Here is a 26,481-nt window from a genome sequence, read left to right on the forward strand (position 1 = left end):
GAGCCGATGCTGCCGTAATTGATGACGCTGGCGGTGCTGGAGCCCCGGAAGGTCATCGCGCCGCCGGCGTTGAACTCGGCATCCGACACGTCATGAGTGGACGCAATGAAACTGCCGCCTGTCGTCACCTGTCCGGTGGGGCCGACCGTGATGCCGTTGGGGTTCACCAGATAGACGCTGCCGGTGGCCGAGAGGCTGCCGTCGATCTGCGAGGGCGAAAGGCCGGTGACGCGGTTCAGCGTTGCTCCCGCGCCATTCTCGAAGCGCACGGCATTGCCCGCGCCCACCGAGAAGGAGCCCCAGTTGATGATGGCATTGCGCGATGTCTGGGTGATGAGCACGCTGGTGGCGGACGGCGCCGAGATCGCCGCGCTGCCGGAGACGACACTGCCCGAGGTGGGGAGGGCGGTCTGCGCCAGGGCTGGGAGGGCGGAGCCGACGAAGGCCGCGCTGGTCAGCAAAGCAGCCGCGCGCCGGCCCGTGCTGTGCAGGAGGGCGCCGGAAACGGCCATGGGAGCATACCGATGGTTCACCTTGCCCACCCCTGTCACCGCTTCGTCGCGTTTGGCATCACAACCCATTGACGCAACCATGAAGAGATGACAAGTGGCGCGGGCGCCCGTGGGTGGGTTCCAGCGACATGTTTATGATATATATCAATGTGTTATATCGCCAAGGTGCAGATATGCGCCCAAAATTTGTCGGGCTGGCCGTTCATCAACGGCTATTGATCTTCCACATGATACCGCCGCACCTGCTGTGCCTAGCTCGCTATGGACCGGGACTCGTCAGGCCGTCCGGCGATCGCCGCCCGCGCGCCGCCGTGTCGGCGCATCAAGCGTGATCCAGGCTGGTGCGTGATCGCTGGCATGGTCGCGCCCGCGCACGGCACGATCCACGCCGGCCGACACGAGGCGCGGGGCGAGCGCCGGGCTCAGCAGCAGATGGTCGATCCGCAGCCCGGCGTCGCGGGCAAAGGCGTTTCGCAGGTATTTCCAGAAGGTGTAGAGGCGCGCTTCGGGGTGGAGGTGGCGCAGCGCGTCCACCCATCCATCGTCCCGCAAATCGGCGAACGCGGCGCGCACTTCCGGGCGGAACAGCGCGTCGTCCCGCCAGCGCTCCGGCGCATAGACGTCGCGCTCCTCGGGCATGATGTTGAAATCGCCCGCGAGCACCATGGGTAGGTCGAGGTCGAGCATCTGCGCGCCGTAGTTACGCAGCCGCTCAAGCCAGCGCAGCTTGTAGTCGAATTTCGCGCCCGGTGCCGGATTGCCGTTCGGCGCATAGAGGCAGCCGATCAGTATGCCGCCGACGGCGGCCTCGATATAGCGGCTCTGGATATCGTCCGGATCGCCGGGAAGGCCGCGGCGGGTCTCGACCGGCATCTCGCCGCGGGCGAGAATGGCAACCCCGTTCCAGGCCTTCTGCCCGAGCCAGACCGCGCCATAGCCCGCCTGTTCCAGTTCGGCGGCGGGAAAGCGTTCCTGCGGGGCCTTCAGCTCCTGGAGGCAGGCCACGTCGGGCTTGCTCTGCCGGAGCCAGTCCAGCAGAAGCGGCAGGCGTCCATTGACGCCGTTCACGTTGAAAGTGGCGATCCGCATGGCGGCCCCGGCGTGAGGCAGGAAGCCCATCAACGCTCAAGGCCCCGGTCCGGTTCGATCCCGTCGCTGGCGGCCCCCAGAAGACGCGAGGGCTAGAAACACAAAAAGCCCCGTCCCATGGACGGAGCCTTCCGTGTGCTCTTCAGGTGAATCTCACGCCATTGCCAGTACATCCGTGGTCAATGGCATGAAGGATCACGCAGCCTGAAGATTACCTGCCGAGTTCTTGCCGGACTTGTTGTCGCGGATGATCTCGAACTGGAGCTTCTGGCCCTCGGCGAGGCCCTGCATTCCGGCCCGCTCCACGGCGGAGATGTGAACGAACACATCCGATCCGCCGTTGTCAGGCTGAATGAAGCCGAAGCCCTTGGTGGCGTTGAACCACTTCACAGTACCGAAGTTCATGACGATTTCCTTTCAATCGCGCATGGGCGCCTTGCCCGCCGAAGCAGGTGAGGCAAGAATAGAAATTGAAGGGAAGGATCGTCAGGCGCTGTCAGCAGCGCCGGGAAAATCGGCCGTCAAGTTCAGACAAATTGAACCTAGCGCCCAATTGTGTTGAGAGCAAGGCCGAAATTTCAATCCGAAATTCTGTCTGCCCACGGCCGCAGTTCGGATTCACGCGCCACGCGCTCAAAGGCTTCCTTTTCACCTTTTACGCGATAACTCGGCTCGCCCCTGTCCGGCGGTAACTGCCGCAGAATCTGGAAACGTCCGGGCGGGGCACGAAACCCCGCGATGAATTCGACCCAAAGATCGACAGAAAATTTAGCGCTCATCCCTTCTTGTATCACGCTTTGCTCGGCGTGGCCCGAATTTTTATCTGAAATTGCTTGGCTCACGCCTCCTGCACGCATGCGCAGGAGGCGGAAGACGATGGCAGATCAGGCGACGTCCGGCAGCCGGTCGAGATATTTGTCGAGCGTGATCGGGTAGTTGCGCACGCGCACACCCGTCGCATTGTAGAGCGCGTTGGCAACCGCGGCGCCGACGCCGCAGATGCCCAGTTCCCCGACGCCCTTCGCCTTCATGGGCGAGGAGATCGGATCGGTCTCATCCAGGAAGATCACCTCCTGGTGCGGGATATCCGCATGCACCGGCACCTCATATCCGGCGAGGTCGTGATTGACGAAGAAACCGCGCTTCTTGTCGACGGCCAGTTCCTCCATCAAGGCCGCGCCTGCGCCCATGGTCATGGCTCCGATCACCTGGCTGCGGGCGGATTTCGGGTTGAGGATGCGCCCGGCCGCGCAGACCGCCAGCATGCGGCGGATGCGGGCTTCGCCCGTCGCCGCGTCCACCGCCACTTCAACGAAGTGGCTGCCGAAGGTGGACTGCTGGTAGGTCTTGTGAAGGTCGCCATATTCGATGCCGTCCTCGCCGGTGAGCTCCCCGCTTGAGGCCGCGAGCGCCAGCGGAATGGACCGCTCGCCGCTGCGCACCGTGCCATGGACGAACTCGGCATCCGCGGCATTGAGGCCGAGCTTCCGGGCCACCGCCTCGCGCAGTTTCACGCAGGCGGCATAGACGCCAGCGGTGGCATTGTTGGCGCCGAACTGGCCGCCGGACCCCGCCGAAACGGGATAGGCGGAATCTCCGAGACGCACCTCCACCTGCTCGAGGGAGACGCCCATCATCTCCGCGGCGGTCTGGGCGATGATGGTGTAGCTGCCGGTGCCGATGTCGGTCATGTCGGTCTCGACCGTGACCCGGCCATCGGCGGACAGGCGCACGCGGGCGGCCGACTTCACGAGCAGATTGTTGCGAAAGGCGCCCGCCATGCCGGCGCCGATCAGCCAACGACCCTCCCGCCGCTGCCCGGGGACGGGATTGCGGCTGCTCCAGCCGAAGCGTTCCGCGCCGAGCCGCAGGCACTCCATGAAGGGACGGGCGGAGAACGGCCGGCCGGGCTTTTCGGGATCTTCCTGCGTGTCGTTGCGGATGCGGAAGTCCACCGGGTCGATGCCGAGCTTTTCGGCCATTTCGTCCATGGCGATCTCCAGCGCCATCATGCCCGGAGCTTCGCCCGGCGCGCGCATGGAGTTGCCTTCTGGCAAGTCGAGGATGGCGAGGCGCATGGAGGTGAGGCGATTGGCGCCCGCATACAGGAGGCGTGTCTGGTTCACCGCCACTTCCGGTCCGCCGCCCTCCAGGTCGCCGGACCAGCTTTCGTGGGCGATGGCCGTGATCGTGCCATCCCGCTCCGCGCCGATGCGGATGCGCTGGATGGTGGCCGGACGGTGGGTTGTGTTGTTGATCATCAGCGGGCGATGGAGTGCCACCTTCACCGGCCGTCCCGCCGCCCGCGCGCCGAGTGCCGCGAGCACAATGTCGGCGCGCAGGAACAGCTTGCCGCCGAAGCCGCCGCCGATGAAGGGTGAGATTACGCGCACCTTCTCGGGCGGGGCGCCGAGGGTCTCGGCCAGATCCGTATGGGCCCATCCGATCATCTGGTTGGAGGTCCAGACGGTCAGCCGATCGCCTTCCCACCGCGCCAGCGAAGCATGCGGCTCCATCATGGCGTGGGTCTCGTCCGGCGTGCTGTAGGTCTCGTCGAGGCGCACCGCGGCCGCGTCAAAGGCGCGGGCGAAGTCGCCGACCTTGGTATCGGCGGGACCGCCCGTCGCCTCGTCCGAGGGCTTGACGGCGGACCAGCGCGCGGCTTCGAGATCGAAGCGCCCCGGCTCGGCGGCATAGTCGATCCGGACTCGCCCTGCCGCCGCGCGGGCCTGCTCGAACGTCTCCGCGACCACCAGCGCTACGGCCTGGTGGTAATGTTCGATGTGGGGCCCAGCCAGCAGGCGCGCGGTATTGTGTTTGCCCTTGCCGAGCTTCCCGGCGGTCTCGGCCGTCACGATGGCGATGACGCCCGGCGCGCGTCGGGCCGCCTCGATATCCATGCGCGTGATGCGCCCCTTGGCGATGCCGGCGCCGATCACATAGCCATAGGCGGGATCGGCCACCACATCGTGCCGCTCATAGGCATAGGGCGCGGTTCCGGTGGTCTTCAGCGGACCGTCGATGCGGTCGAGCGGCTGGCCCACCACGCGCAGGCGGTCGATGGGATTGGTGGTTGCGGGCGTCTCGAATTTCATGGGTTCAGCCCCTTGCCTCGCTGAGCACCGCACCGAGCGTGCGCTCCACCAGAACGACCTTGAAGGCGTTGTCCCGCGTCGGCCGCGCGTCGGCGAGCAGCCGTTCGGTAACGGCGCGGGCGCCCTTGGGCAGGGCCTCCTCCGCCTTCTCGTCGCGCCAGGGGCGAGGAGCGATGCCGCCGACCGCCACGCGGCCCGTGCCATCCGGCAGGATGACCGCGCCCACTGACACCAGCGCGAAGGCATAGGAGGCGCGGTCGCGCACCTTGCGATAGACCTGCCGCCCTCCGAGCGGCTTCGGCAGCAGCACGGCAGTGATAAGTTCGCCCGGCGCGAGCGCGGTCTCGATGTGCGGCGTGTTGCCGGGCAAACGATGGAAATCCGCCATGGGAATGCGCCGCGTGGCCCCATCCGGCCCCACCGTCTCCACCTGCGCATCAAGGGCACGCATCGCCACCGCCATGTCGCTCGGATGGCTGGCGATGCAGGCATCGCTCGTGCCGATGACGGCCAGTTGCCGGGTGATGCCGTCCATCGCCGCGCAGCCGCTGCCGGGCTTGCGCTTGTTGCACGGCTGGTCGGTGTCATAGAAATACGGGCAGCGGGTGCGTTGGAGGAGATTGCCTGCGGTGGTCGCCTTGTTGCGCAATTGGCCGGAGGCCCCTGCCAGCAGAGCCCGCGACAGCAGCGGATAGTCCCGCCGCACGCGCGCATCCGCCGCAAGATCCGTATTGCTTACCAGCGCACCGATGCGCAGGCCGCCCTCCGCCGTCGGTTCGATCGTGTCGAGGGCGAGGCCGTTGACGTCGATGAGATGGCTCGGCGTCTCGATCTCCAGCTTCATGAGATCGAGGAGATTGGTGCCGCCCGCAATGAACTTGGCGCCGGGCGTGCGCGCGGCCGCAGCCGCCGCCTCGGCGGGGGACGAGGCGCGCTCGAACGTGAAGGGGATCATGCGCGTCTCCCGGCAACTTCGGTGATGGCTTCGAGGATGTTGGAATAGGCGCCGCAGCGGCAGATGTTGCCGCTCATGCGCTCGCGCACCTCGTCCACGGAGAGCTCGGGCGCGGTGGAAAGATCGGCCGTGACATGGCTCGGGATGCCGTCGCGGATCTCGCCCAGCACCGCCACGGCCGAGCAGATCTGGCCCGGCGTGCAGTAGCCGCACTGATAGCCGTCATGCTTGATGAAGGCCGCCTGCATGGGATGCAGATTGCCGGGGCTGCCGAGGCCCTCGATGGTGGTCACGCTGTCGCCCTCGTGCATCACCGCAAGCGTCAGGCAGGAATTGATGCGCACGCCGTCGACCATCACGGTGCAGGCGCCGCACTGGCCGTGATCGCAGCCCTTCTTGGTGCCTGTCAGATGCAGATGCTCGCGCAGCGCATCGAGCAGGGTGGTGCGCGTGTCGACCGTCAATTCGTGGGAGGCGCCGTTCACGGTGAAGCGGACCTTCGCCGAAACGGGATCGAGGGTGCGGGGCGCGTTGGGCGGGGTAGATGCCGGCTGGGACGTCTCGGCCGCGGCGGGATGGGCAACGCCGCTCCCGGCGAGGGTGGCGGCTCCGGCGGCGATCAGGTCGCGCCGCGTCAGGGCCGTGGGCTGGGGCATGGTCATGTCCGGATCCGAAGGTTGGAGGCGGGCCGGGGGAAGGGCTCAGGGTCGCCGACGCAACAGGCGCGCGGACCTCCATCATGGAATGCCTCCAGACAGGATGTGTTCCCTTCGCAAATCCGTGAGCGCTCGCGCGCGCTGGCTTCCAAGGGCGCGCGGGTACGTCCGGGCTGCGCTGGAGACCGGGACGCGTCGGTGGTGGAACGTCTTGGCCACGGCAACGTTACCAACCGTCCTGCACCGGAGGCGGCTCCACCCCATGCATAATGCGTCCTCGCGTTCCTCGCTCGATCCCTCGGCTGACACCGGACGGCCTCTCTTTCGCTTCGGCGCCGAATGGCTGGGGGATGGCACGCGCTTCCGCCTGTTCGCTCCGGATGCGCCGTCCGTCACGGTGGAACTGGAGGGACGCGGCGGCTTCAAAATGGCGCGCAGCGCGGATGGGTTTCATGAAGCTGTGATCGCGCAGGCGGTGCTCGGAACGCTTTATCGCTTCCGGGTCGGTGACCAGGCGGTGCCGGACCCCGCGTCCCACATGCAGGCGGAGGATGGGGAGGGCTGGAGCGTCGTCGTTGGCGGGCCGCAGCTCATGCCCCGCCCGTGGCGGCGTCCCTGGACGGAAGCCGTGATTGCGGAAGTCCATGTCGGGACGGCCACCCCGGAGGGCACGTTCCGCGCTCTCATCGACCGGCTGGACCATTATCGCGACGCCGGCTTCACCGTCATCGAACTGCTGCCCGTCGCGGATTTCCCCGGCCGCCGCAACTGGGGCTACGATGGCGTCCTGCTCTATGCGCCCGATCGCGCCTATGGCACGCCGGATGACCTGCGCGCGCTGATCGACGCCGCCCATGCGCGCGGCATCGGCATGATGCTGGACGTGGTCTATAACCACTTCGGTCCGCGCGGGAACTACCTGCCGCTCTATGCCCGATCCTTCTTCCGGGAGGACATCGCCACCCCGTGGGGCGCGGCGTTGAACCTTGACAGCGAAGTCGTCCGTGGCTTCTTCGCGGAGAATGCGGCCTACTGGCTTGCGGACTTCGGCTTTGACGGCCTGCGCTTCGATGCCGTGCACGCCTTTGCCACGGATGGTGCGGAAACCTTTCTGCGCGAACTGGCGGAAGGGTGCCGCGCCGTGCGACCCGATGCCTTCCTCGTGCTGGAGAACCACGACAACATCGCCGGCTGGATGAGCCGTGATGACCAACTGTTCACCGCCCAGTGGAACGACGACTGGCACCACGTCTTCCATGTGATGGCAAGCGGAGAGCAGACCGGCTATTACGCCCCCTATGCCCGCGATCCGGCCGCTGCGGCCGAACGGGCGCTTGGGAGCGGCTTCGTCTTCCAGGGCGAGGCCTTTCCCGATGCGGGCGGCCATCCGCGGGGGACGCCGTCCGGTCATCTCCCGCCCGATGCCTTCGTCAGCTTCGTGCAGAACCACGACCACATCGGCAATCGTCCGCTGGGTGACCGGCTGGCGGCCACCCTGTCGCCGGAACGGCTCGCCTTTCTTCATTTTGTTCTGATGCTCTCGCCGCAGATCCCGCTCCTCTTCATGGGGGAGGAAGCGCAACTGCCCACGCCTTTCCCCTTTTTCTGCGACTTCGACGGCGAACTGGCCGATGCGGTCCGCAATGGACGCCGTTCGGAGTTCGGCGACTTCTTCGCGGCTCATGGGGAAGCGACGTTTCCCGATCCGCTGGACGATGCCACCTTCGAAGCCGCGAAGCTCCGGCCCGAGGATTTCTCCGATGAGCGCGCCCGCGCGGCCCTTGATGCCTTCCGCCGGCTGGCCGGCCTGCGCCGTGATCTCGTCTGGCCGTTGACCGCGAGCGCCTATGAGGGCAGCACGGTCGAGCGGCACGGGGAGGGGCTCTGCGTATCCTGGCACTTTGCGGCCGGCACGCTCGTCATGGCCCTCAACGCCGCTTCCCTGTCCGCGACCGTTCCGCTGCCCGATCTCGTCGCCGGACTGCCGGCCGATGCGCATATCGGCGAGGTGGACCTGCTGCCCGAGGGCAGTCTGGAACTCGGAGCCTTCGCCGCCGTCCTCTGGAGCCGCGCCGCCGCATGATCCCCGATCTTATCGCCACCTATCGGCTGCAGTTCCACAAGGGTTTCACCTTCGCCGACGCCGAAGCGCTCGTGCCCTATCTCGCGGGACTCGGTGTGAGCCATCTCTACGCCTCACCGCTCACCGTTGCCGTACCGGGCTCCACGCACGGTTATGATGTGGTTGATCCCACGCGCATCAATCCGGAACTCGGTGGGGACGAAGGCTTCGACCGGCTCTCGCGGGCTTTGACGGCCAACGGCATGGGCCTTCTGCTCGACATCGTGCCCAACCATATGGCCGCCTCCCAGCACAATCCCTTCTGGATGCAGATGCTGGAGTGCGGCCCGGAGGCGGATGGGGCGCGTCTGTTCGACGTGTTCTGGGAGACGGGCAAGCTGCTGCTTCCGGTGCTCGGCGAGCCGCTGCGCGCGACTCTGGAAGCTGGCGCTTTCTCGCTTCAGCCCCATTACGACGCCCGGCGCATCGTGTTGTGCTATGGCGGCAACGTCTTCCCCCTTCGGCCCGAAAGCGTGCGCCAGATCATGGAAGCCGCCGGGTTGAAGGAGGACCTCGGCGCCCTCGGCATTGATGACCGCGCCGCGCTGGAAGCGGCGCTGACACGGGTGGATTTGGCCGAGATCATCGAAGCCCAGCACTGGCGCCTCGCCTGGTGGCGTACCGCCGCCCACGATCTCAACTACCGGCGCTTCTTCAACATCACCGATCTCGTCGGCGTGCGGATCGAGGATCGCGAGGTGTTCGATTTCGTCCACCGTTTGCCGCTCGATCTGGTGCGGCAGGGGCGGGTGCATGGCCTGCGGGTCGATCACGTGGACGGGCTGGCCGATCCGGCGGGATATTGCGCACGCCTGCGCCGGGCGGTGGGGCCGGACGTGCCGATCTTCGTGGAGAAGATCCTGGAGCCGGGGGAGAAGCTGCGTCCCTGGCCCATCGATGGCACGACCGGCTATGAGCGCCTCAACGACATCAACGGTGTCTTCGTGGACGAGCCGGGATACCGGACGCTGGAAGAGGATCTGCGCGCGCGCAACGTGTTGGTGGGCACGACGGCCGCGCGCCTTGCCGAGGCCAAGCGGCAGGTGTTGCAGGGCAGCCTTGCCGCGGAGGTGGACTCCCTGGCCGTGCTGGCCCGCGACGGGCTCGACGAGGCCATGCGCGAGGGCGATCTGACCGACGCTGCCATTCGTGACGCGGTTTCGGCCCTCCTGGTTCATTGCCCGGTCTACCGCTCCTACGCCACATGGGATGCCGCTGGACCGGAAGATGAAGCGCTCTGGGACGCCATCGCTGAAGGCATGGCCGCCGCCGAGGATCCGCTGACCAATGCGGCCGGGGCGGTGCTGCTGGACCGGCTGCGGGCCCCGCGCCTCGACAGCGACCGTCGCTTCCGCGAGCGGTTCCAGCAGCTCAGCGGTCCGGCCATGGCCAAGGGCTTCGAGGACACGGAGTTGTATCGCTATCCCGTCCTGCTCTGCGTCAATGAGGTGGGCGGGAGTCTTGATCATCCGACCCGCACCCTCGAGGCCATACACACCGCGTCCGAGGCGCGGGCCTCTGCGGGCATGCGCGACCTCATCCCCCTTGCGACCCACGACACCAAGCGCGGACCGGACACGCGCGCGCGGCTCGCCGCCATCAGCACAATGCCGGACCTCTGGCTCGGCTTCCGGGAAGACACGCGCGAAGCGTGCGAGGCGCTGGCTGCCAATGTCTCGGGTCAGGCGCAGCCGGATGCGCTGGATCAGGTGATGATCCTTCAGACGCTGGTTTCGGCGTGGCCGCTCTCGGAGGAGCGGGTCACCGCCTATCTCACCAAGGCGCTGCGCGAGGCCAAGCGCCACACAAATTGGGAAACCCCCAACGCCGAGTATGAAGACGCAGCGGCCGCCTTTGCGGCGCGGATCATTTCCGCGGCGCAGGGAGAAGCCGTGCGGGCCGGGATCGAGACGCTGGTCCGGCAACTGGAGCCCGCGGGCCGTATCATCGGCATTGCCCAGACCATCCTGCAGCACACGCTGCCGGGCACGCCGGACATCTATCAGGGGACCGAGTTCCGGGACTTCTCTCTGGTGGACCCCGACAACCGCCGTCCCGTGGACTGGGAGGCGCGGCGCGCGGCCCTGGCCGGCCATGGCGAGATGCCGGACGCAGACCGGGAGAAAAGCGAGCTGGTGCGGCGCCTCCTATCCTTGCGCCGAACGCAGGTCGCACTGACGCGCGGCAGCTACACCCTCCTCCGCCTTGCCCCCTCGCCCTGGCGCTGGTTCGGCTTCGAGCGGCGGCATGAGGGCTCGGTGGTGCGCGTGATTGTGCCGACGCGGGTCCCCACGGCCAATGAGGCGCCAGCCTCCCTCTCCTTCGAGGATGGGTGGGGCACGCAGGAGTGGACGGGCCTGGACGGGACGCCTCTCGCGGGCGATGCGGCGACGACGCTGGCGTCCGACTGGCCCTTCCTGATCGCACGGGCGCGGGCCTCCTGAGACCACCGCCTCCACGATCAGTCGGGAGGGCGGGCGGCGCGCAGGTGCTGACCCGTCGCTTCCCTTCACATCTTTGACATCTCCCTCGACAGCCTATTCGTGTGGTTGCGCCGCAGCTTGCACGCATTGGCGGTATTGAGTGGCGGCGATACCCCACGGGCTGGGGGCAGCGGCCCGCGTGCGCTTGATCATGGTCACGCTCTCGGATTGGATGCGCGGCGGCAGTGCGCGCGTGCCGGGGTGATCCTCGGCGAGCGGCATGCCCAACCGCCCGACACTGGCCCGTCACCCGCAAACGTCAACATCGGGCCATCATCCCAGCCTGAGGAGCGGCCTTAAGGGCCGGAGACGCCAATGCATCGCAATCGTCGCGCCAAGATCGTCGCAACCGTGGGGCCGGCGAGCTCCGACCCTGCGGTGCTGAAGGCCCTGTATCTCGCCGGCGTCGATACCTTCCGGATGAACTTCAGCCACGGCAGCCGTGAGAACCATGCGGCGGTGCATGCTTCGATCCGCGCCCTCGAGATCGAGATGGGGCGCCCCATCGGCATTTTGCAGGACCTTCAGGGTCCGAAGATCCGCGTGGGTACCATCAAGGACGGCCGCATCTCCGTGCAGGCGGGCGAGAAGATCCGTTTCGTGCTTCAGGGCGCGGACGGCGACCGCGATGCCATCCCGCTGCCCCATCCGGAAATCTTCGCCGCCATCGCGCCCCGGCAGGACCTGCTCATCGACGACGGCCGGGTGCGCGTGCGGGTGCAGGGCGTGGGCGATGATTTCATCGACGCCGAAGTGGTCATCGGCGGCGTCATCTCCAACCGCAAGGGCGTGAACCTGCCCGGCACCATTCTCGACCTCTCCCCGCTCACCGCGAAGGACCGCGAGGATTTGGAATTCGGTCTCTCGCTGGGCGTGGACTGGGTGGCGCTCTCCTTCGTGCAGCGGGCCTCCGACGTGATCGAGGCGCGCGGCATCATCGGCGACCGCGCCGGCATCATGTCCAAGATCGAGAAGCCCTCGGCACTGGAGCATATCGAGGACATCGTCCGCATGTCGGATGCGGTGATGGTGGCGCGCGGCGATCTCGGCGTTGAAATCCCGCATGAGGAAGTGCCCGGCCGCCAGAAGGAACTGGTGCGCGCCTGCCGCCTTGCGGCGAAGCCCGTGATCGTGGCGACGCAGATGCTCGAATCCATGGTCAACGCCCCGACGCCCACCCGCGCGGAGGCCTCCGACGTCGCCACCGCCATCTATGACGGGGCGGATGCGGTGATGCTCTCGGCGGAATCCGCGACCGGCAGCTATCCGGTCGAGGCGGTCACCATGATGGACCGCATCATCTCGGCGACCGAGCGCCACAAGCTCTATCGCTCCTTCATCTCCGCCTCCGCGCTCGATCCCGAGCAGTCGCCGCCCCACGCGGTGGCTGCCGCCGGGGCCGGCCTTGCGGAGACCATCGGGGCAAAGGCCATCGTCGGCTATACGTCGAGCGGCACCACGGTGGCCCGCATCGCGCGCCAGCGGCCCGCGCTGCCCATCGTGGCACTGACGCCCAATCTCGCCGTGGCCCGCCGGGCCTCCCTCATGTGGGGCGTGCATAGCGTGCCGTCCCAGGACGTGACCACCTATGAGGAAATGGTGGCGACGGCCCGCAAGGCGCTGGTGGATGAGAACTTCGGCGGGCCCGGTGATCTCGCGGTCGTGGTGGCGGGCATTCCCTTTGCCCAGTCCGGCACCACAAACAACCTGCGCGTCTTCTCCCTCGGCGGCTCCGCCCGATGACCGCCCGACAGCCTGGCCACCCCGTGGCCGGGCTGTCTTTTCGACCCCGTTTGTGTCGTTGACCTTGATCTTCCCGGCCCGCATGACCCGGCCATCGGGAGCATCGAGGTCTGGATCATGAAGAGACACTACGTGGGTCTGCTGGCGATGGCGGTTCTGCTGGCCGGCTGCGCCACCGTGACCCGCGGCACCACGTCGAAGGTGCAGGTGGTGACGGAGCCCGCGGGCGCGAAGGTTTCCACGACGCTCGGCTATGACTGCACGAGCCCGTGCACCATCATGGCGGGTCGCAAGGACGAATTCACCGTCACCATCACCAAGGACGGCTACGAGCCCGAGGTGGTGGAGGTGCGTACGCGCAGCTCGCAGGACGGGCAGGGCGCGGTCGCCGGAAACCTCATCGCCGGCGGCCTGATCGGCATGGGCGTGGATGCGGCGAACGGTGCCGATCTGGAGCACTATCCCAACCCCATCACCGTCACGCTCCGCCCGGTGGCGAAGCCCGGCAGGCGCTCCTGAGGGGCAGCCCGGCCGGGTCAGCCCCGGCCGGACTTCAGGCGGCTCTCGGCGGCGGCGATATAGACGTCGCGCGAGGGCACCAGATGCCGGCGGCAGAGATCGACAAGCCCCGCGCGATCGCCGCCCGCGATCGCCGCAATCATCGCCACATGTTCGTCGCGGGCGCGGGCGAGATGCTCGGGGCTGGCGGCGGTCATGGACCGCACGCCGTGCACCTTGTGGGCCATGGCGGCGATCAGTTCGGCCAGATGCGGATTGCCGCAGGCGGCGAACAGCGTCTCATGGAAGACCATGTTGGCGCGGAAGGCCGCCCGCGCATCGCCGCTCGCGACGGCGGCCGAATGCCGGGCCTGAACGGCTTTCAGCGCGGCCAGGAGGCCGGCGTCCACCGGCAGCGGGATCTCGGCGGCGGCGAGCGTCTCCAGCGCCTCGCGCACGGCATAGATCTGCCGCACGTCGACCGGCGCGAGGGATTTGACCACCGCGCCGCGGTTGGGCACGCGCTCCACCAGCCCCAGCCGCTCCAGCTCTGACAGCGCCTCGCGGATTATGTGGCGCTTCACCTCGAGGCGGGCGGCCAGTTCCTCCTCGACGAGGCGCTCGCGCGGCAGCAGCCAGCCGAGCACGATCTCCTCCTCCAGCGTCGCGGCGATGGCGCGGACGCGGTCCGTGGTCTGTTGCTTGGCAGCGGCTTCCATGGGCTCCGAAATAACGCTGTTCGAGATTGTTGACAATCCTGGCAACACCCGCTTCCAATGCCCCATGACCAGCTCTGACGACGAGACCCCACCCGCCGCCCGTGGCATGCGCCGCAACCTTGCCAGCTATGGCGATCCGGGCTTTTCGCTCTTCCTGCGCAAGGCTTTCATCAAGGCGGCCGGCTATTCGGACGATGCGCTGGATCGGCCGATTATCGGCATCACCAACACCTTCAGCGACTTCAATCCCTGCCATGGCAACGTGCCGCGCCTCATCGAGGCGGTGAAGCGCGGGGTGATGCTCGCCGGCGGTCTGCCGATGGAGTTTCCCACCGTCTCCATCCACGAATCCTTCTCCAACCCCACCTCCATGTTCCTGCGCAATCTCATGGCCATGGACACGGAGGAGATGATCCGCGCCCAGCCCATGGATGCGGTGGTGCTGATCGGCGGCTGCGACAAGACCGTGCCGGCCCAGCTCATGGGCGCGGTGAGCGCCAACGTGCCCGCAATCCAGCTCATCACCGGGCCGATGCTGGTCGGCCATCACAAGGGCGAAATCCTCGGCGCCTGCACCGATTGCCGGCGGCTCTGGGGCCAGCACCGGGCCGGGCATCTCGATGCGGAGGAGATGGACGTGCTCTCGGGCCGCCTCGCGCCGACGCAGGGCACCTGCATGGTCATGGGCACGGCCAGCACCATGGGCTGCCTGGTGGAGGCGCTGGGCATCGCCTTGCCGTGGACGGGCACCATTCCCGCCACCCACGCGGACCGCATCCGTGCGGCCGAGGCGAGCGGGCGTCAGGCGGTGCAACTGGCAACCCTTGGGCTGACGCCGCGCGATCTGCTCACGCCTGCCGCCTTCCGCAATGCGCTGACGGTGCTTCAGGCCATTGGCGGCTCGACCAACGGGCTCGTGCATCTCGCCGCCATCGCCCGCCGGGCCGGCCTCTCCGTCGATCTCGACGCCTTCGATGCCATCGGCCGATCCCTGCCCGTGCTCATCGACCTGAAGCCCTCGGGCGACCATTACATGGAGCATTTCCACTGGGCCGGTGGCGTGCCGAAGCTGATGAAGGAACTGGGCGACCATCTCGACCGCAGCGCCTGCACCATCGACGGACGCACCATCGGCGAGATTGCGGACGCCGCCGAGGAGGTGCCCGGCCAAGCCATCATCCGTCCCGCCAGTGCGCCGCTGAAGCCCTTCGGCGGCATGGCGGTTCTGCGCGGCAATCTGGCGCCGGGCGGCGCGGTCATCAAGCATTCCGCCGCCTCCGACGCCCTGCTGCGTCACACGGGGCGGGCGGTGGTCTTCGACAGCGTCGAGGACATGGTGAACCGCATCGACGATCCGGCTCTCGATGTGCAGGCGGATGACGTATTGGTGCTGCGCAACGCCGGCCCCAAGGGCGCGCCTGGCATGCCGGAGGCCGGCTATCTGCCGATACCGAAGAAGCTGGCGCAGGCGGGCGTGAAGGACATGGTGCGGATTTCCGACGCCCGGATGAGCGGCACGGCCTTTGGCACCATCGTCCTGCATATCACGCCGGAGGCGGCTGTCGGCGGCCCGCTCGGTCTCGTGCGCAGCGGCGACACCATCCGCCTCGACGTGGCGGCACGCGAGATCGCGCTGCTGGTGGCGGAGGACGAGCTGGAGCGCCGCAGGGCGGACTGGACGCCCCCCGCCCATCTGGCCGAGGCGGCGCGCGGCTATCGCCACCTCTATCTTACCCACGTCCTTCAGGCGGACGAGGGATGCGATTTCGATTTCTGCTGACGGGTCGCGTCGGTGCGCTCACGCGGACCAGATGCCGCCGTCCGAGGTTCGCCGCACGTAATTGACCAGGAAGTCCGTGAAGACGCGGATCTTGGCCGGCAGACGCTCGCGGTTCTGGTAGGCAATGTTCATGGTCAGCATGGGCAGTTGCCAGTCCAGCAGCACCGGCACCAGTCGCCCGGCCTCGATATCCTCCTGCACGATGTAGAGGGGCTGGACGAGAATGCCGAGCCCGGCGATGGCCGCCTGCCGGATCACCTGCCCGTCGTTGCAGTCGAGCGCCGCGGTGATGCGCACGGTGCGCTCCGCCTCGCCCTTGGAGAGGCGCAGGGAGAAGGGATCCTGCGCCAGATTGTAGACCAGCATGTCGTGCCGGGCGAGGTCGGCGGGCTCCTTCGGCCGGCCGCGTTCGTCCAGATAGGCGGGGGAGGCGGCTAGCACCCGGCGCATGCGCCCGAGCCGCCGCACAACGATGTTGGTGTCCGGCTCGTGCAGGCGGGTGCGGATGGCCACATCGATCCCCGCCTCGATGAAGTCGAGATAGCGGTTCGCCACCGCGATGTGCACGCTGAGCTTGGGATAGAGCCGGCGCAGTTCCGGGAGCATGGGCGCCAGATAGATGGTGGCGAAGGACAGGGAGCTCGTCACACGCAGCAGCCCCTGCGGAGAAAGCGTGTGCTCATTGACGGCCTCCTCCGCCTCCGCGAGCTCCGCCAGAAGGGCGCCGCTGCGCTGGTAGAATTCCTGTCCGGCTTCCGTGAGCCAGAGGCGGCGCGTGTTGCGCTCGACGAGGCGGGCGGACAGGCGCTCCTCCAGCGCCGAGAGATGGCGGCTCACGGCGGCGTTCGACATGCCCAGCGCCTCGGCCGCGCGGGAGAGGCTGCGCAATTCGGCCGTCTTCAGGAAGACCTCGATCTGGGCCAGGCGATCCATCTTTCCGCTCCGCGCAAAAGACCGTTCCGAAAAATCCGGTTTATTTCCGCCGCGTGCAAGTCAAAACTGCAAGCAATCAAAGACCAATAAGGTCGAGGAAACGCCAATATGACCGGACCCGTCCGCCACATCGTGATGTGGCGGGTCGGCGGAGATACGCGCGAAGCGCGCGCCGCCGCCCGTCTCAAGGTGAAGAGGGCCTTCGAGGGCCTGCGCGGCCGCGTCCGCGGCCTGACCCATGTGGAAGTGGGCATCGACATCAGTGATGTCGATTATGCCTGCGACGTGGTGCTCGTTTCCGAATTCGAGACACAGGCCGATCTGGAGGCCTATGCCACCCATCCCGAGCACCTGAGGGTGCGTCAGGAATTGGGGGATCTGCGCATCGCCCGCTTCCAGGTGGACTATGTGGCCGAGCCGGCCGCGTCCCCGGCCCTTGAGGCCGAGCGCGCATCCCGCGGCGAACTTTTCGCCGGCGCCTGAACCCTGCGGCGCGGCCGGCATCGGCCGCCGAGGAAGGACAGCGTCATGAACATGAGCTTCACTTACGATGCCCTGCCCATCCGCGTCCGGTTCGGCCGCGGCACGGTCGCCGAGGTGGCGACCGAGGTGGCGCGCCTCGGGGCGCAGCGGGCGCTCGTTCTGACCACGCCCCAGCAGGCAGGGGAGGGCGAGCGGATCGCCGCCTTGCTCGGCGCCGCGTCCGCCGGTGTGTTTCCGGGCGCGGTCATGCACACGCCGGTCGAGGTGACGGAGACGGCGCTTGCCGTCCTGCGCGAGAGCGGGGCGGATTGCGTGGTGTCGGTGGGCGGCGGATCCACCACCGGCCTTGGCAAGGCCTTGGCGCTGCGCACCGGGGTGAAGCAACTCGTCATTCCCACAACCTATGCCGGCTCCGAGATGACGCCCATCCTCGGCGAGACGCAGGACGGGCGGAAAACCACGCTCCGCTCCCTCGACGTGCTGCCCGAGGCGGTGATCTATGACGTGGATCTCACCGTCGGCCTGCCGGCCGCCCTGTCGGCCACGTCGGGCGTGAATGCCATCGCCCATGCGGTGGAGGCGCTTTATGCCCGCGACCGCAATCCGGTGATTTCGCTGATGGCGGAGGACAGCATCCGCAGCCTCTCCTCGGCTTTGCCCATCCTCGTCCACGAGCCGGGCAACATGGAAGCGCGCGGCATGGCGCTTTACGGCGCCTGGCTCGCTGGCTGTTGCCTCGGCGCGGTGGGCATGGCCCTGCACCACAAGCTCTGTCACACGCTCGGCGGCACCTTCAATCTGCCCCATGCGGAGACGCATACCATCGTCCTCTCCCATGCGGTGGCCTATAATGCGCCGGCTGCGCCAGAGGCCATGGCCGCCATCACGCGCGCCCTCGGCGCGCCCGATGCGGCGCAGGGCATCTTCGATCTCGTCCGGGCGCTGGGCGCGCCGCGCGCCCTTGCGGACATCGGCATGCTGGCGGACGGCATCGAGCGCGCCGCCGATCTCGCGGTGGAAAGCCCTTACTGGAACCCACGGCCCATCACCCGCGAGGCGATCCGCGATCTCATCGCCCGCGCCCATGCGGGCGAGCGGCCGGTCGCTGCGGTCCCCGCAGAAGAGGCGGCCTGAGCCATGGCGCGCCCCTCCCGCACCCTCATCACCGGCGCGACCATCCTGTCTATGGACGGGACAGTCGGGGACCTGCCCAGGGGCGACATTCTCGTCGAGGACGACCGCATTATTGCCATCGCGCCGGTCCTTCAGGCGGATGACGCGGAGCGGGTGGACGCGGAGGGCCGCATCGCGGTGCCGGGCTTCGTGAATGCGCACATGCACACCTGGCAGACCGGCCTGCGCAGCCTCGCGGCGGACTGGACGCTGCTGGAATATTTCCGCTGGGTGCATGCGGGGCTCGCCACGCGCTTCCGGCCGGAGGACATCGGCATCGCGACCCTCGTGGGCGCGCTGGGGCAGATCGATGCGGGCACCACCACGCTCGTGGACTGGTGCCACAACAATCCCACCCCCGAGCATACGGACGCGGCGGTCGAGGCGCTGGAGCAGAGCGGCATCCGCGCCGCCTTCTTCCACGGCTCGCCCAAGCCGGATCCGAAGCCCGGCGAGCCCCATTTCTCGGAAGTGCCGCATCCGCGCGCCGAGATCGAGCGGCTGCGTCGGGGGATGTTCTCCGGCGAGGACGGGCTGATGACCCTCGGCCTCGCCATCCTCGGCCCCCATTATTCGACATTGGAGGTCGCGCGCGCGGATTTCCGGCTGGCACGGGAATTCGGCCTGGTCGCTTCCATGCATCAGGGCGGGGGAGCGGCGAAGACACCGGGTGGCTGGGAGACGCTGCTCGACGAAGGGCTGGTGGGGCCGGGCATTAATGTGGTGCATGGCAACGACCTCTCCGACGCGCTCTTCTCGGCGCTGGTGGATCAGGGCTCTTCCTTCTCGGTGACGCCCGAGAATGAGATGACGCAGGGCCACGGCTTTCCCGTCACCGGCCGCCTGCTGAAGCGCGGCGTCGCCCCCTCGCTGGGCGTCGATCTGGAATCCGTGCTGGCGGGCGACATGATGGGCGTCGCGCGCATCGCGCTGGGCATGCAGCGCGTGCTCGACAATACGGACAGCCGCCGCGACACCGGGGCCATTCCGCCCACCTCCACGGTGCGGGTGCGGCAGGCGCTGGAATGGATCACCATCGAAGGCGCGCGCATGCTGGGGCAGGAGGGGCGCATCGGCTCGCTCGCGCCCGGCAAGCAGGCGGACATCACGCTCATCGATGCCCGCGCGCTGCATCTGCAACCGGTGCATGACCCGGTGGCCACCGTGGTCATGCAGGCGGGGCGGGGGGACGTGGAGGCGGTGATGATCGCCGGCCGCTTCCGAAAGAAGAATGGCAAGCTGCTGGCCGCAGCGCTCGACGACACGCTCGCCTGTCTCGCCCGCTCCGGCGCGCGCATCGTGGACGAGCTCGGTCTCAAGCGGACGGCGGCGTGAGGAGACGGGAATGACGGAAACGCTCACACTTGGCTGGATTGGGCTCGGGAAGATGGGCCTTCCCATCTCCACCCGCCTTGCCGCCGCAGGCTACGACATCGCGGGCACGGACCGGGATCAGGAGCGCATCTCCGAGGCTGCCGCCGGTGGGGTGAAGCCCGCCGCGACGCTGGCCGATGCCGCAACGCGCGACATCGTCTTCACCTCCCTGCCGGACGACAAGGCGCTGCGGGCGGTCGCTCTCGATGGCCTGCTGTTCCAGAACATGCGCAAGGGCACGATCCTGGTGGAGACCTCGACCGTCAGCCCCGGCATCTCGGCCGAAGTGGCGCAGGCGGCGGGCGCGCGCGGCATCGCCTATCTGCGGGCGCCGGTCTCCGGCAATGCGGCGATCGCCCATACCGGCAATCTCACCTGCTTCGTGTCCGGCCCGAAAGCCGCCTTTGACACCTTCCTGCCGGTCGCCCAGGCCTTCACGCGGGCGCAGAAATATCTCGGGACGGCGGAAGAGGCCCGCTACGCCAAGCTGGCGGTCAATCTCATGATTGCCGTCTCCGCCGCCATGATGGGTGAGAGCATCGTCCTGGCCCGCAAGGGCAACCTGGCCTGGCAGGACATCCTCGACGTGCTGACCAACAGCGCGGTGGGCTCGCCCATGGTGCACTACAAGGCCAAGAGCCTTGAGACGCGGGACTTCAACTCCACCTTCTCCTGCCGCCAGATGGCCAAGGACCTCGACCTGATCGTCGGCGCCGGGCACGCGGCGGACATGGCCATGCCGCTCGCGACCCTGACGCGCGAAGTCTATGGCGCGCTCATCGGGCGCGGCGAGGGCGAAGCGGATTTCATCTCCACCGTACGCCTTGCGGAATGGCTGGCCGGCCTCGGTGAGCCGGACCTCGGACAAAATGAAGGGAGGCTCGCATGAGGAACTTCGATCAGTTCACCATCACGCAGGCCGTGCTGGAGCGGGTCGCCAACGCGCCGGACGCCCGCACCCGGCAGATCAGCGAGGCGTTGGTCCGCCACCTGCACGATTTCATCCGCGAGGTGCGCCCCACGCAGGCGGAATGGGAGCAGGGCATCGCCTTTCTCACCGCCACCGGCCACATGTGCACCGGCACGCGGCAGGAGTTCATCCTGCTCTCCGACACGCTCGGCGTCTCCATGCTGGTGGATGCGATCAATCATGATCACCAGCAGGCGGTGACGGAGAGCACGGTTCTGGGTCCCTTCTATGTGGAGGGGCCGCCGGAGCAGCCCTGCGGTAGCGACATTTCCGGCGATCTGCCGGGCGAGCCCATGTTCGCCTCCGGCACCGTGCGCACGGCCGACGGCACGCCGCTCGCCAATGCCATCGTGGACGTGTGGCATTCGGACGAGGACGGCTATTACGACGTGCAGCACGAAGGGGAGGGGCTGGTCGCCCGCGCCCGCTTCCGCACCGATGAGGCGGGCCATTTCCATTTCTGGTCCATCAAGCCCGCCGCCTATCCGATCCCCCATGACGGGCCGGTGGGCAAGATGCTGCAGGCCCAAGGGCGCCATCCCTGGCGTCCGGCGCACGTACATTTCATGATCGAGGCGCCCGGTTATGAGAAGCTCGTGACCCACGTCTTCGTGGCGGGCGATGCCTATCTCGACAGCGATGCGGTCTTCGGCGTGAAGGACTCGCTCATCTGCGATTTCGCCGTCCATCCCGCCGGCTCCGCGCCTGACGGTCGCGTGGTCGACTGCCCATGGTGCGAACTCACCTACGATTTCCGGCTCAATCCGGTCTCCAACGCCGCCTCGCGTGCGGCCTAGGCTCGCCATTCGGCCGGCGCCTTGAGCCGGCCGGACGGTACGTCCCAGTAGCTTCAGTCTGTCCGGAGACGCCATCTCCGGCCCTTGATGGCGCAAGCGGTTTCGAACATCCGCAGACCGAGAGCCCGGAAAACGGGCCCCTTGCGGAGGGAGGAAGACATGTCTGCCCAAGCCCGCATCGATGGCGTGCCCATCGGTGCCCCCTCGCTCGACATCATCATGGCGCGGCTCGCGGCCATCGTCGGCGATCGTGCCAGCGCCGCCCCCGGCGTGCGGGCCGATCACGGCCGCAGCGAGGCCTATCACGCTGCTCGCCCGCCAGACGTGGTGGTCTTTCCGGAGACCACGGCGGAAGTGCAGGCCATCGTGAACCTGTGCCGCGAGCTCAATCTGCCGCTCGTGCCCTTCGGCGCCGGCACCTCGCTCGAAGGCAATGCCGCCGCCCTCCATGGCGGCGTGTGCCTCGACATGGGGCGCATGAACCAGGTGCTGGAGATCCATGCGGAAGACATGGATGTGCGCGTGCAGCCCGGCATTACCCGCAAGCAGCTCAATGCCCAGCTGCGCGACACCGGCCTGTTCTTCCCCATCGATCCGGGCGCGGACGCTTCCATCGGCGGCATGACCTCCACCCGCGCCTCCGGCACCATGGCGGTGCGCTACGGCACCATGAAGGACAATGTGCTGGCGCTGGAAGTGGTGCTGGCCGACGGACGCGCCATCCGCACCGCGCGGCGGGCCAAGAAGTCCGCCGCCGGCTATGACCTCACCCGCCTCTTCGTGGGTGCCGAGGGGACGCTCGGCGTCATCACCGAGATCACGCTGAAGCTGCATCCGCAGCCGGAGGCGATCTCCTCCGCCGTCTGTGCCTTTCCGAACCTGAAGGCGGCCGTGGACACCGCCATCGGCGTCATCCAGTCGGGCGTGCCGGTGGCCCGCATCGAACTACTCGACGCCGTGATGATGCGGGGCATGAACCTGCATTCGCGGCTCGGTCTGCCCGAGGTGCCGCACCTGTTCTTCGAGTTCCACGGCTCCAGCGCTTACGTGGCCGAGCAGGCGGAGACCGCGCAGGCCATCGCGGCGGACAACGGCGGCCAGGGCTTCCAGTGGGCGGTCACGCCCGAGGAGCGCACCCGGCTCTGGCACGCCCGCGACAACACGCTTTATGCGGGCCTCGCCCTGCGGCCCGGCGCCAAGGCCATGATCACCGACGTGTGCGTGCCCATCTCGCGGCTCGCGGACTGTCTCGTCGACACCGCTGCCGATCTTGTCGAATGCGGCCTCGTCGCGCCGGTGGTGGGCCATGTGGGTGACGGCAATTTCCACCTGCTGGTGCTCATCGACCCGCAGGACCCGGAAGAGCTTGCCCGCGCCAAGGCCTTCAACGAGCGGCTCGTACGCCGGGCCATCGCGCTGGACGGCACCTGCACCGGCGAGCACGGCATCGGCATGGGCAAGATGGACTTCCTCGCGCTCGAACTGGGCGAAGCGGTGGATGCCATGCGGCTGCTCAAGGGCGCGCTCGATCCGCACGGCATTCTGAACCCCGGCAAGATCTTCAAGCCCCATCCTCCCACCCAAGGATCTGCGCCATGAGAGCGGTGATGGAAAAGATGCCCCGCCTCGAAGCCGTCCCGTCCGCCGAGACCCCCGGCACGCCGCTTCTGGAACTGCGCGGCATCTCGAAGGTGTTTCCCGGCGTGAAAGCGCTGGATGACGTGTCCTTCGCTGTCTGGCCCGGCGAAGTGCACATGCTGCTCGGCGAGAACGGCGCCGGCAAATCCTCGCTGATGAAGGTGCTCTGCGGCGCCTATCAGGCGGATGCGGGCGAGTATTTCCACAAGGGAGAGAAGGTCGAGATCCGCTCGCCCGCCGATGCCCGGCGCTTCGGGATTTCGGTCATCTTTCAGGAGTTCTCGCTCGTTCCCTATCTGGACGTCGCGCAGAACATCTTCCTTGGCCGGGAATTTCCCTCGAAGATTCCGGGTCTTCTGGATCGCCGCCGTCTCTATCGCGAGGCGCAGGCGGTGCTCGACCTCATCGGCCTCGACGTGGACCCGCGCACCAAGGTGCACAGCCTCGGCGTCGCCCAGCAGCAGATGGTGGAGATCGGCAAGGCGCTCTCGCAGGATGCCCGCATCCTGGTGATGGACGAGCCGACCGCCGCTTTGTCGGACCGCGAGACGGAACGTCTGTTCGAGGTGATGCGCCAGCTTCAGGCCAAGGGCGTCGCCATCATCTACATCTCCCATCGCATGGCCGAGGTGTTTGCCCTCGGCGACCGGATCACTGTTCTGCGCGACGGCAAGATGGTGGGCCGGGCGCTTCCGGGCGAGACCTCTCCGGATGAACTGGTGCGGATGATGGTCGGCCGCAACGTCGACATGTCCTATCCGCGCCGCTTCGCCACCGAGCTCGGCGAGACCGTGCTGGAGGTGAAGAATGTCAGTTCGGTCAACGGCATCCGGGACATAAACCTGAAGGTCCGCGCCGGGGAGATCGTGGGTCTGTGCGGTCTGGTCGGCTCCGGCCGCACCGAGGTGGCGCGGGCCATCTTCGGCGCCGATGCGGTGACGGCCGGCGAGATCCGCCTGTTCGGCAAGCCGCAGACCGGCGGGCCGGATGCCGCGGCGCGCGCCGGCGTCGGCCTCATCCCCGAGAGCCGCAAGACAGAAGGCCTGGCGCTCATCCGCTCGGTCAGCGACAACCTCGCCATCGCGGGCCTGCCGAAGCTGTTCCCGAACATGGTCTTCTCGCCCGCCAAGGCGCGCCGCTCGGCGCAGGAACTGATCCAGCGCCTGCGCATCGCAACGCCCTCGCCGCGCCAGAACGTGGCCGTGCTCTCGGGCGGCAACCAGCAGAAGGTGGTGATCGGCAAGTGGCTGGCCGCCGGCACGCGGCTCTTCATCTTCGACGAGCCGACCCGCGGCATCGACGTGGGCGCGAAGTCGGAGATCTTCGCCCTCATCGATCAATTGGTGGCCGAGGGCGCGGCGGTGCTGATGATCTCGTCCGAACAGGCCGAGATCGTCCATGTCTGCGACCGCGCCTATGTGATGCGCGGCAAGCGCATCGTCGGCGAACTCGCCCGCGCCGACCTTTCCGAAGAGAACATCGTCCGAATGGGGATGCACGATGAGTGACCTTGCCCTCGCCCCCACCCGTGCGCGCCGGCTGCCGGCCGTGCCCGGCGTCGCCGTCGCCCTCGTCGGTCTTGCGGTCCTGTTCGCGGTTGCGAGCCCCGGCTTCCTGTCGCCGGGCAACCTGTCGAACATCCTCGTCCAGTCGGTGATCCTGCTGCTCCTCGCTCTGCCGATGACGCTGATCATCATGACCGAGGGGCTCGACCTCTCCATGGGCGCAGTGCTCACGCTCGCCTCACTGGTGCTGGCGCTCATCGTCGTGGCGACCCAGTCGCTGGTCCTCGGGTTGCTCGGGGCCATCGCGGTCGGCCTCGTCTTCGGCCTTGCCAATGGCTGGCTGGTGGCGGTCCTCGGCATCCCGCCCTTCGTGGCCACTCTGGGCACGCTCGGGGCGGCCCAGGGGCTGGCGCTCATCGTGTCCGATGGCCAGAGCGTGGTCGGCATCCCGCGCTTCGTCCGGCAGGTCTATTCCGGCGAGATGGCGGGCATTCCGACGCCGATCCTGATCGGCGCGGGCTTCTATGCCCTCTTCCATGTGCTGCTCTATCACACGCGCTTCGGCACCTATGTCTGCGCGCTGGGCGGCAACCGGGATGCGCTGACGCTCGCCGGCGTGCGCTGGCGGCCTCTGCTCATCGCCGTCTACATGCTGGGCGGCGCCACCGCCGGCGTCGCGGCCCTGCTGATGACGGCCCGCATGAATGCGGGCCATCCCACCGCCGCCATCGGCATGGAGTTCGACGCCATCGCCGCCGTGGCGCTGGGCGGCACCTCTTTCGAGAAGGGCAATGGCTGGATCTTCGGCACCCTGCTCGGCGTGCTCACCGTCGGCGTGCTGCGCAACGGCCTGAACCTCATGGCCGTGCCGTCTTCAGTGCAGGTGGCCTGCATCGGCGCCCTCGTCATCTTCGCCCTCTTCCTCGACGGCATGCGGAGCCAGAAGTCATGAGCCTCGCCAGCGACGTTCCGGCGGGCTCGCCCCGCCTCCATCTGTCCAAGGATGTCCAGCAGATCGTCTACCGGCTGCTCGCCGCCGGCCTGATCTGCCTGGCGCTGGGCATCGCCACCGATGCCTTCTTCACCACCAACAACATCCTCAACGTGCTGCGTCAGGCGAGCCTCCTGTTCTTCCTCGCCTCCGGCCTCACGCTGGTGATCCTGACGGGCGGGCTCGATCTCTCCATCGGCGCCAATATCGGCCTCTCGGCGTGCCTCGCCGCCACCGTCATCAAGGCCACGGGCTCGCCGGTGCTGGGCACGCTGACGGGGCTCGCCACCGGCTGCGCCATCGGCATCTGCAACGGCCTGATGGTGGCGAAGCTGCGCATCCCCTCCTTCATCGCCACCTATGGCATGCTGTGGGTGCTGCACGGCATCACCTATTACTACATGGCCGGCGAGACCATTCATGGCTTCCCGCCCGGCTTCCGGCAGATCGGCTCGGGGCATTTCCTCGGGATTCCGATCCCGGTCTATCTGATGGTCGTCTTCCTCGTCGCCGGAACGATCTTCGCCCAGAGGACCGTTTGGGGTCAGCAGATCTATGCCATCGGCGCCAATCCCGTCGCGGCGCGGCTGACGGGCATTCCCATCCACCGCCGGCTGATCCTCGTCTATGGCTTTTCCGGCGCCATGGCGGGCGTCGCCTCCATCGTCTTCCTCGCCCGTCTCAATTCGGCGGAGGGGGACATCGGAGAGGCCATGACGCTGCCGGCCATCGCGGCGGTGCTCATCGGCGGTGCCTCGCTGTTCGGCGGCGTCGGCAGCGTGTTCGGCACCTTCATCGGCGCCCTCATCCTCACGCTGGTGCTCAACGGCATGAACCTGCTCGCCATCAACGCCAGCTGGCAGCCGCTCGTGACCGGCGCGATCCTCGTCTTCGCCGTCTGGCTCGACATGTACGGCCGCAAGAAGGCCTGAGCCGCGTCACCAATCCAGAATAATTACCGGAGG

24 protein-coding genes are annotated in these 26,481 nt (G+C 67.7%); 15 read left to right on the plus strand and 9 right to left on the minus strand.

Annotated elements, in window-relative coordinates:
- The 3 genes from DFO45_RS23680 to DFO45_RS23690 all read right to left on the minus strand — a co-directional run.
- Positions 1-512, minus strand: a 512-nt coding sequence (locus DFO45_RS23680) for a filamentous hemagglutinin N-terminal domain-containing protein (protein ID WP_208299861.1), incomplete at its 3' end; no start/stop codon positions are given.
- A gap of 276 nt (positions 513-788) precedes the next feature.
- Positions 789-1,601, minus strand: a complete 813-nt coding sequence (gene xth / locus DFO45_RS23685; protein ID WP_133866795.1) for an exodeoxyribonuclease III — start codon at positions 1,599-1,601, stop codon at positions 789-791.
- Positions 1,602-1,796: 195 nt separating this feature from the next.
- Positions 1,797-2,006, minus strand: a complete 210-nt coding sequence (locus DFO45_RS23690) for a cold-shock protein (RefSeq protein WP_012169926.1) — start codon at positions 2,004-2,006, stop codon at positions 1,797-1,799.
- Between DFO45_RS23690 and DFO45_RS25035 the strand changes: the two genes are divergently transcribed.
- Positions 2,005-2,163, plus strand: coding sequence for a hypothetical protein (locus DFO45_RS25035; protein ID WP_166657241.1), 159 nt, complete (start codon positions 2,005-2,007; stop codon positions 2,161-2,163). The two genes, DFO45_RS23690 and DFO45_RS25035, sit on opposite strands and share 2 nt — an antisense overlap.
- 16 nt (positions 2,164-2,179) lie before the next feature.
- Here the strand turns inward: DFO45_RS25035 and DFO45_RS23695 are convergent, their stop codons facing one another.
- Genes DFO45_RS23695 through paoA form a run of 4 tightly spaced genes read right to left on the minus strand, consistent with a single transcriptional unit; the run spans position 2,180 to position 6,313 of the window.
- Entirely contained in the window at positions 2,180-2,443 is a 264-nt protein-coding gene (locus DFO45_RS23695; RefSeq protein WP_133866796.1) for a hypothetical protein, read from the minus strand.
- Positions 2,444-2,485: 42 nt separating this feature from the next.
- A complete protein-coding gene (gene paoC, locus DFO45_RS23700) occupies positions 2,486-4,696 on the minus strand; it encodes an aldehyde oxidoreductase molybdenum-binding subunit PaoC (protein WP_133866797.1) in 2,211 nt (736 codons plus the stop codon).
- A 4-nt stretch (positions 4,697-4,700) separates the two neighbouring features.
- Complete coding sequence (locus DFO45_RS23705; RefSeq protein ID WP_133866798.1) at positions 4,701-5,651, minus strand: xanthine dehydrogenase family protein subunit M; 951 nt, start codon at positions 5,649-5,651, stop codon at positions 4,701-4,703.
- Complete coding sequence (paoA, locus tag DFO45_RS23710) at positions 5,648-6,313, minus strand: aldehyde dehydrogenase iron-sulfur subunit PaoA (protein ID WP_208299862.1); 666 nt, start codon at positions 6,311-6,313, stop codon at positions 5,648-5,650. Before paoA ends, DFO45_RS23705 begins: the two co-directional genes overlap by 4 nt.
- 256 nt (positions 6,314-6,569) lie before the next feature.
- Between paoA and treZ the strand changes: the two genes are divergently transcribed.
- From treZ to DFO45_RS23730, 4 genes are all read left to right on the plus strand, one after another.
- Positions 6,570-8,390: a malto-oligosyltrehalose trehalohydrolase gene (treZ, locus tag DFO45_RS23715; protein WP_133866799.1), complete on the plus strand. Its 1,821-nt coding sequence runs from the start codon at positions 6,570-6,572 to the stop codon at positions 8,388-8,390.
- Positions 8,387-10,873 (plus strand): malto-oligosyltrehalose synthase, encoded by a 2,487-nt coding sequence (gene treY, locus DFO45_RS23720; RefSeq protein ID WP_133866800.1) that lies wholly within the window; start codon positions 8,387-8,389, stop codon positions 10,871-10,873. The genes treZ and treY overlap by 4 nt, the downstream gene beginning before the upstream one ends.
- 354 nt (positions 10,874-11,227) lie before the next feature.
- Positions 11,228-12,655: a pyruvate kinase gene (gene pyk, locus DFO45_RS23725; protein ID WP_133866801.1), complete on the plus strand. Its 1,428-nt coding sequence runs from the start codon at positions 11,228-11,230 to the stop codon at positions 12,653-12,655.
- Between the two features lie 117 nt (positions 12,656-12,772).
- A complete protein-coding gene (locus DFO45_RS23730; RefSeq protein ID WP_133866802.1) occupies positions 12,773-13,174 on the plus strand; it encodes a PEGA domain-containing protein in 402 nt (133 codons plus the stop codon).
- Positions 13,175-13,191: 17 nt separating this feature from the next.
- Here DFO45_RS23730 and DFO45_RS23735 read toward each other — a convergent pair whose 3' ends face one another.
- A complete protein-coding gene (locus DFO45_RS23735; protein ID WP_133866803.1) occupies positions 13,192-13,872 on the minus strand; it encodes a GntR family transcriptional regulator in 681 nt (226 codons plus the stop codon).
- 64 nt (positions 13,873-13,936) lie between these two features.
- On the opposite strand from DFO45_RS23735, the gene DFO45_RS23740 reads away from it, so the two are divergent.
- Entirely contained in the window at positions 13,937-15,652 is a 1,716-nt protein-coding gene (locus tag DFO45_RS23740; RefSeq protein ID WP_133866804.1) for an IlvD/Edd family dehydratase, read from the plus strand.
- Between the two features lie 18 nt (positions 15,653-15,670).
- Here DFO45_RS23740 and DFO45_RS23745 read toward each other — a convergent pair whose 3' ends face one another.
- A complete protein-coding gene (locus tag DFO45_RS23745) occupies positions 15,671-16,585 on the minus strand; it encodes a LysR family transcriptional regulator (RefSeq protein WP_133866805.1) in 915 nt (304 codons plus the stop codon).
- A 108-nt stretch (positions 16,586-16,693) separates the two neighbouring features.
- Here DFO45_RS23745 and DFO45_RS23750 point away from each other — a divergent pair, with 108 nt between their 5' ends.
- The 9 genes from DFO45_RS23750 (at position 16,694) to DFO45_RS23790 (ending at position 26,448) form a co-directional block, all read left to right on the plus strand.
- Complete coding sequence (locus DFO45_RS23750; protein WP_133866806.1) at positions 16,694-17,068, plus strand: Dabb family protein; 375 nt, start codon at positions 16,694-16,696, stop codon at positions 17,066-17,068.
- A 45-nt stretch (positions 17,069-17,113) separates the two neighbouring features.
- Positions 17,114-18,202 (plus strand): maleylacetate reductase, encoded by a 1,089-nt coding sequence (locus DFO45_RS23755; protein ID WP_133866807.1) that lies wholly within the window; start codon positions 17,114-17,116, stop codon positions 18,200-18,202.
- 3 nt (positions 18,203-18,205) lie between these two features.
- Positions 18,206-19,576, plus strand: coding sequence for an amidohydrolase family protein (locus DFO45_RS23760; RefSeq protein WP_133866808.1), 1,371 nt, complete (start codon positions 18,206-18,208; stop codon positions 19,574-19,576).
- Between the two features lie 10 nt (positions 19,577-19,586).
- Positions 19,587-20,504 carry an NAD(P)-dependent oxidoreductase gene (locus DFO45_RS23765; protein WP_133866809.1) on the plus strand — a complete coding sequence of 306 codons (918 nt, stop codon included), beginning with the start codon at positions 19,587-19,589 and terminating at the stop codon, positions 20,502-20,504.
- The gene (locus tag DFO45_RS23770) at positions 20,501-21,382 is read left to right on the plus strand and encodes an intradiol ring-cleavage dioxygenase (protein ID WP_133866810.1); all 882 of its coding nucleotides are present in this window, start codon (positions 20,501-20,503) and stop codon (positions 21,380-21,382) included. Before DFO45_RS23765 ends, DFO45_RS23770 begins: the two co-directional genes overlap by 4 nt.
- A gap of 219 nt (positions 21,383-21,601) precedes the next feature.
- Positions 21,602-22,981: an FAD-linked oxidase C-terminal domain-containing protein gene (locus tag DFO45_RS23775; RefSeq protein WP_245518248.1), complete on the plus strand. Its 1,380-nt coding sequence runs from the start codon at positions 21,602-21,604 to the stop codon at positions 22,979-22,981.
- Positions 22,982-22,989: 8 nt separating this feature from the next.
- Positions 22,990-24,528: a sugar ABC transporter ATP-binding protein gene (locus tag DFO45_RS23780; protein ID WP_245518246.1), complete on the plus strand. Its 1,539-nt coding sequence runs from the start codon at positions 22,990-22,992 to the stop codon at positions 24,526-24,528.
- Positions 24,521-25,477 carry an ABC transporter permease gene (locus DFO45_RS23785; protein ID WP_133866812.1) on the plus strand — a complete coding sequence of 319 codons (957 nt, stop codon included), beginning with the start codon at positions 24,521-24,523 and terminating at the stop codon, positions 25,475-25,477. Before DFO45_RS23780 ends, DFO45_RS23785 begins: the two co-directional genes overlap by 8 nt.
- Positions 25,474-26,448 (plus strand): ABC transporter permease, encoded by a 975-nt coding sequence (locus tag DFO45_RS23790; protein WP_133866813.1) that lies wholly within the window; start codon positions 25,474-25,476, stop codon positions 26,446-26,448. Before DFO45_RS23785 ends, DFO45_RS23790 begins: the two co-directional genes overlap by 4 nt.
- Positions 26,449-26,481: the final 33 nt, after the last annotated feature.

This window comes from Azorhizobium sp. AG788, from assembly GCF_004364705.1.
GTDB lineage: Bacteria > Pseudomonadota > Alphaproteobacteria > Rhizobiales > Xanthobacteraceae > Azorhizobium > Azorhizobium caulinodans.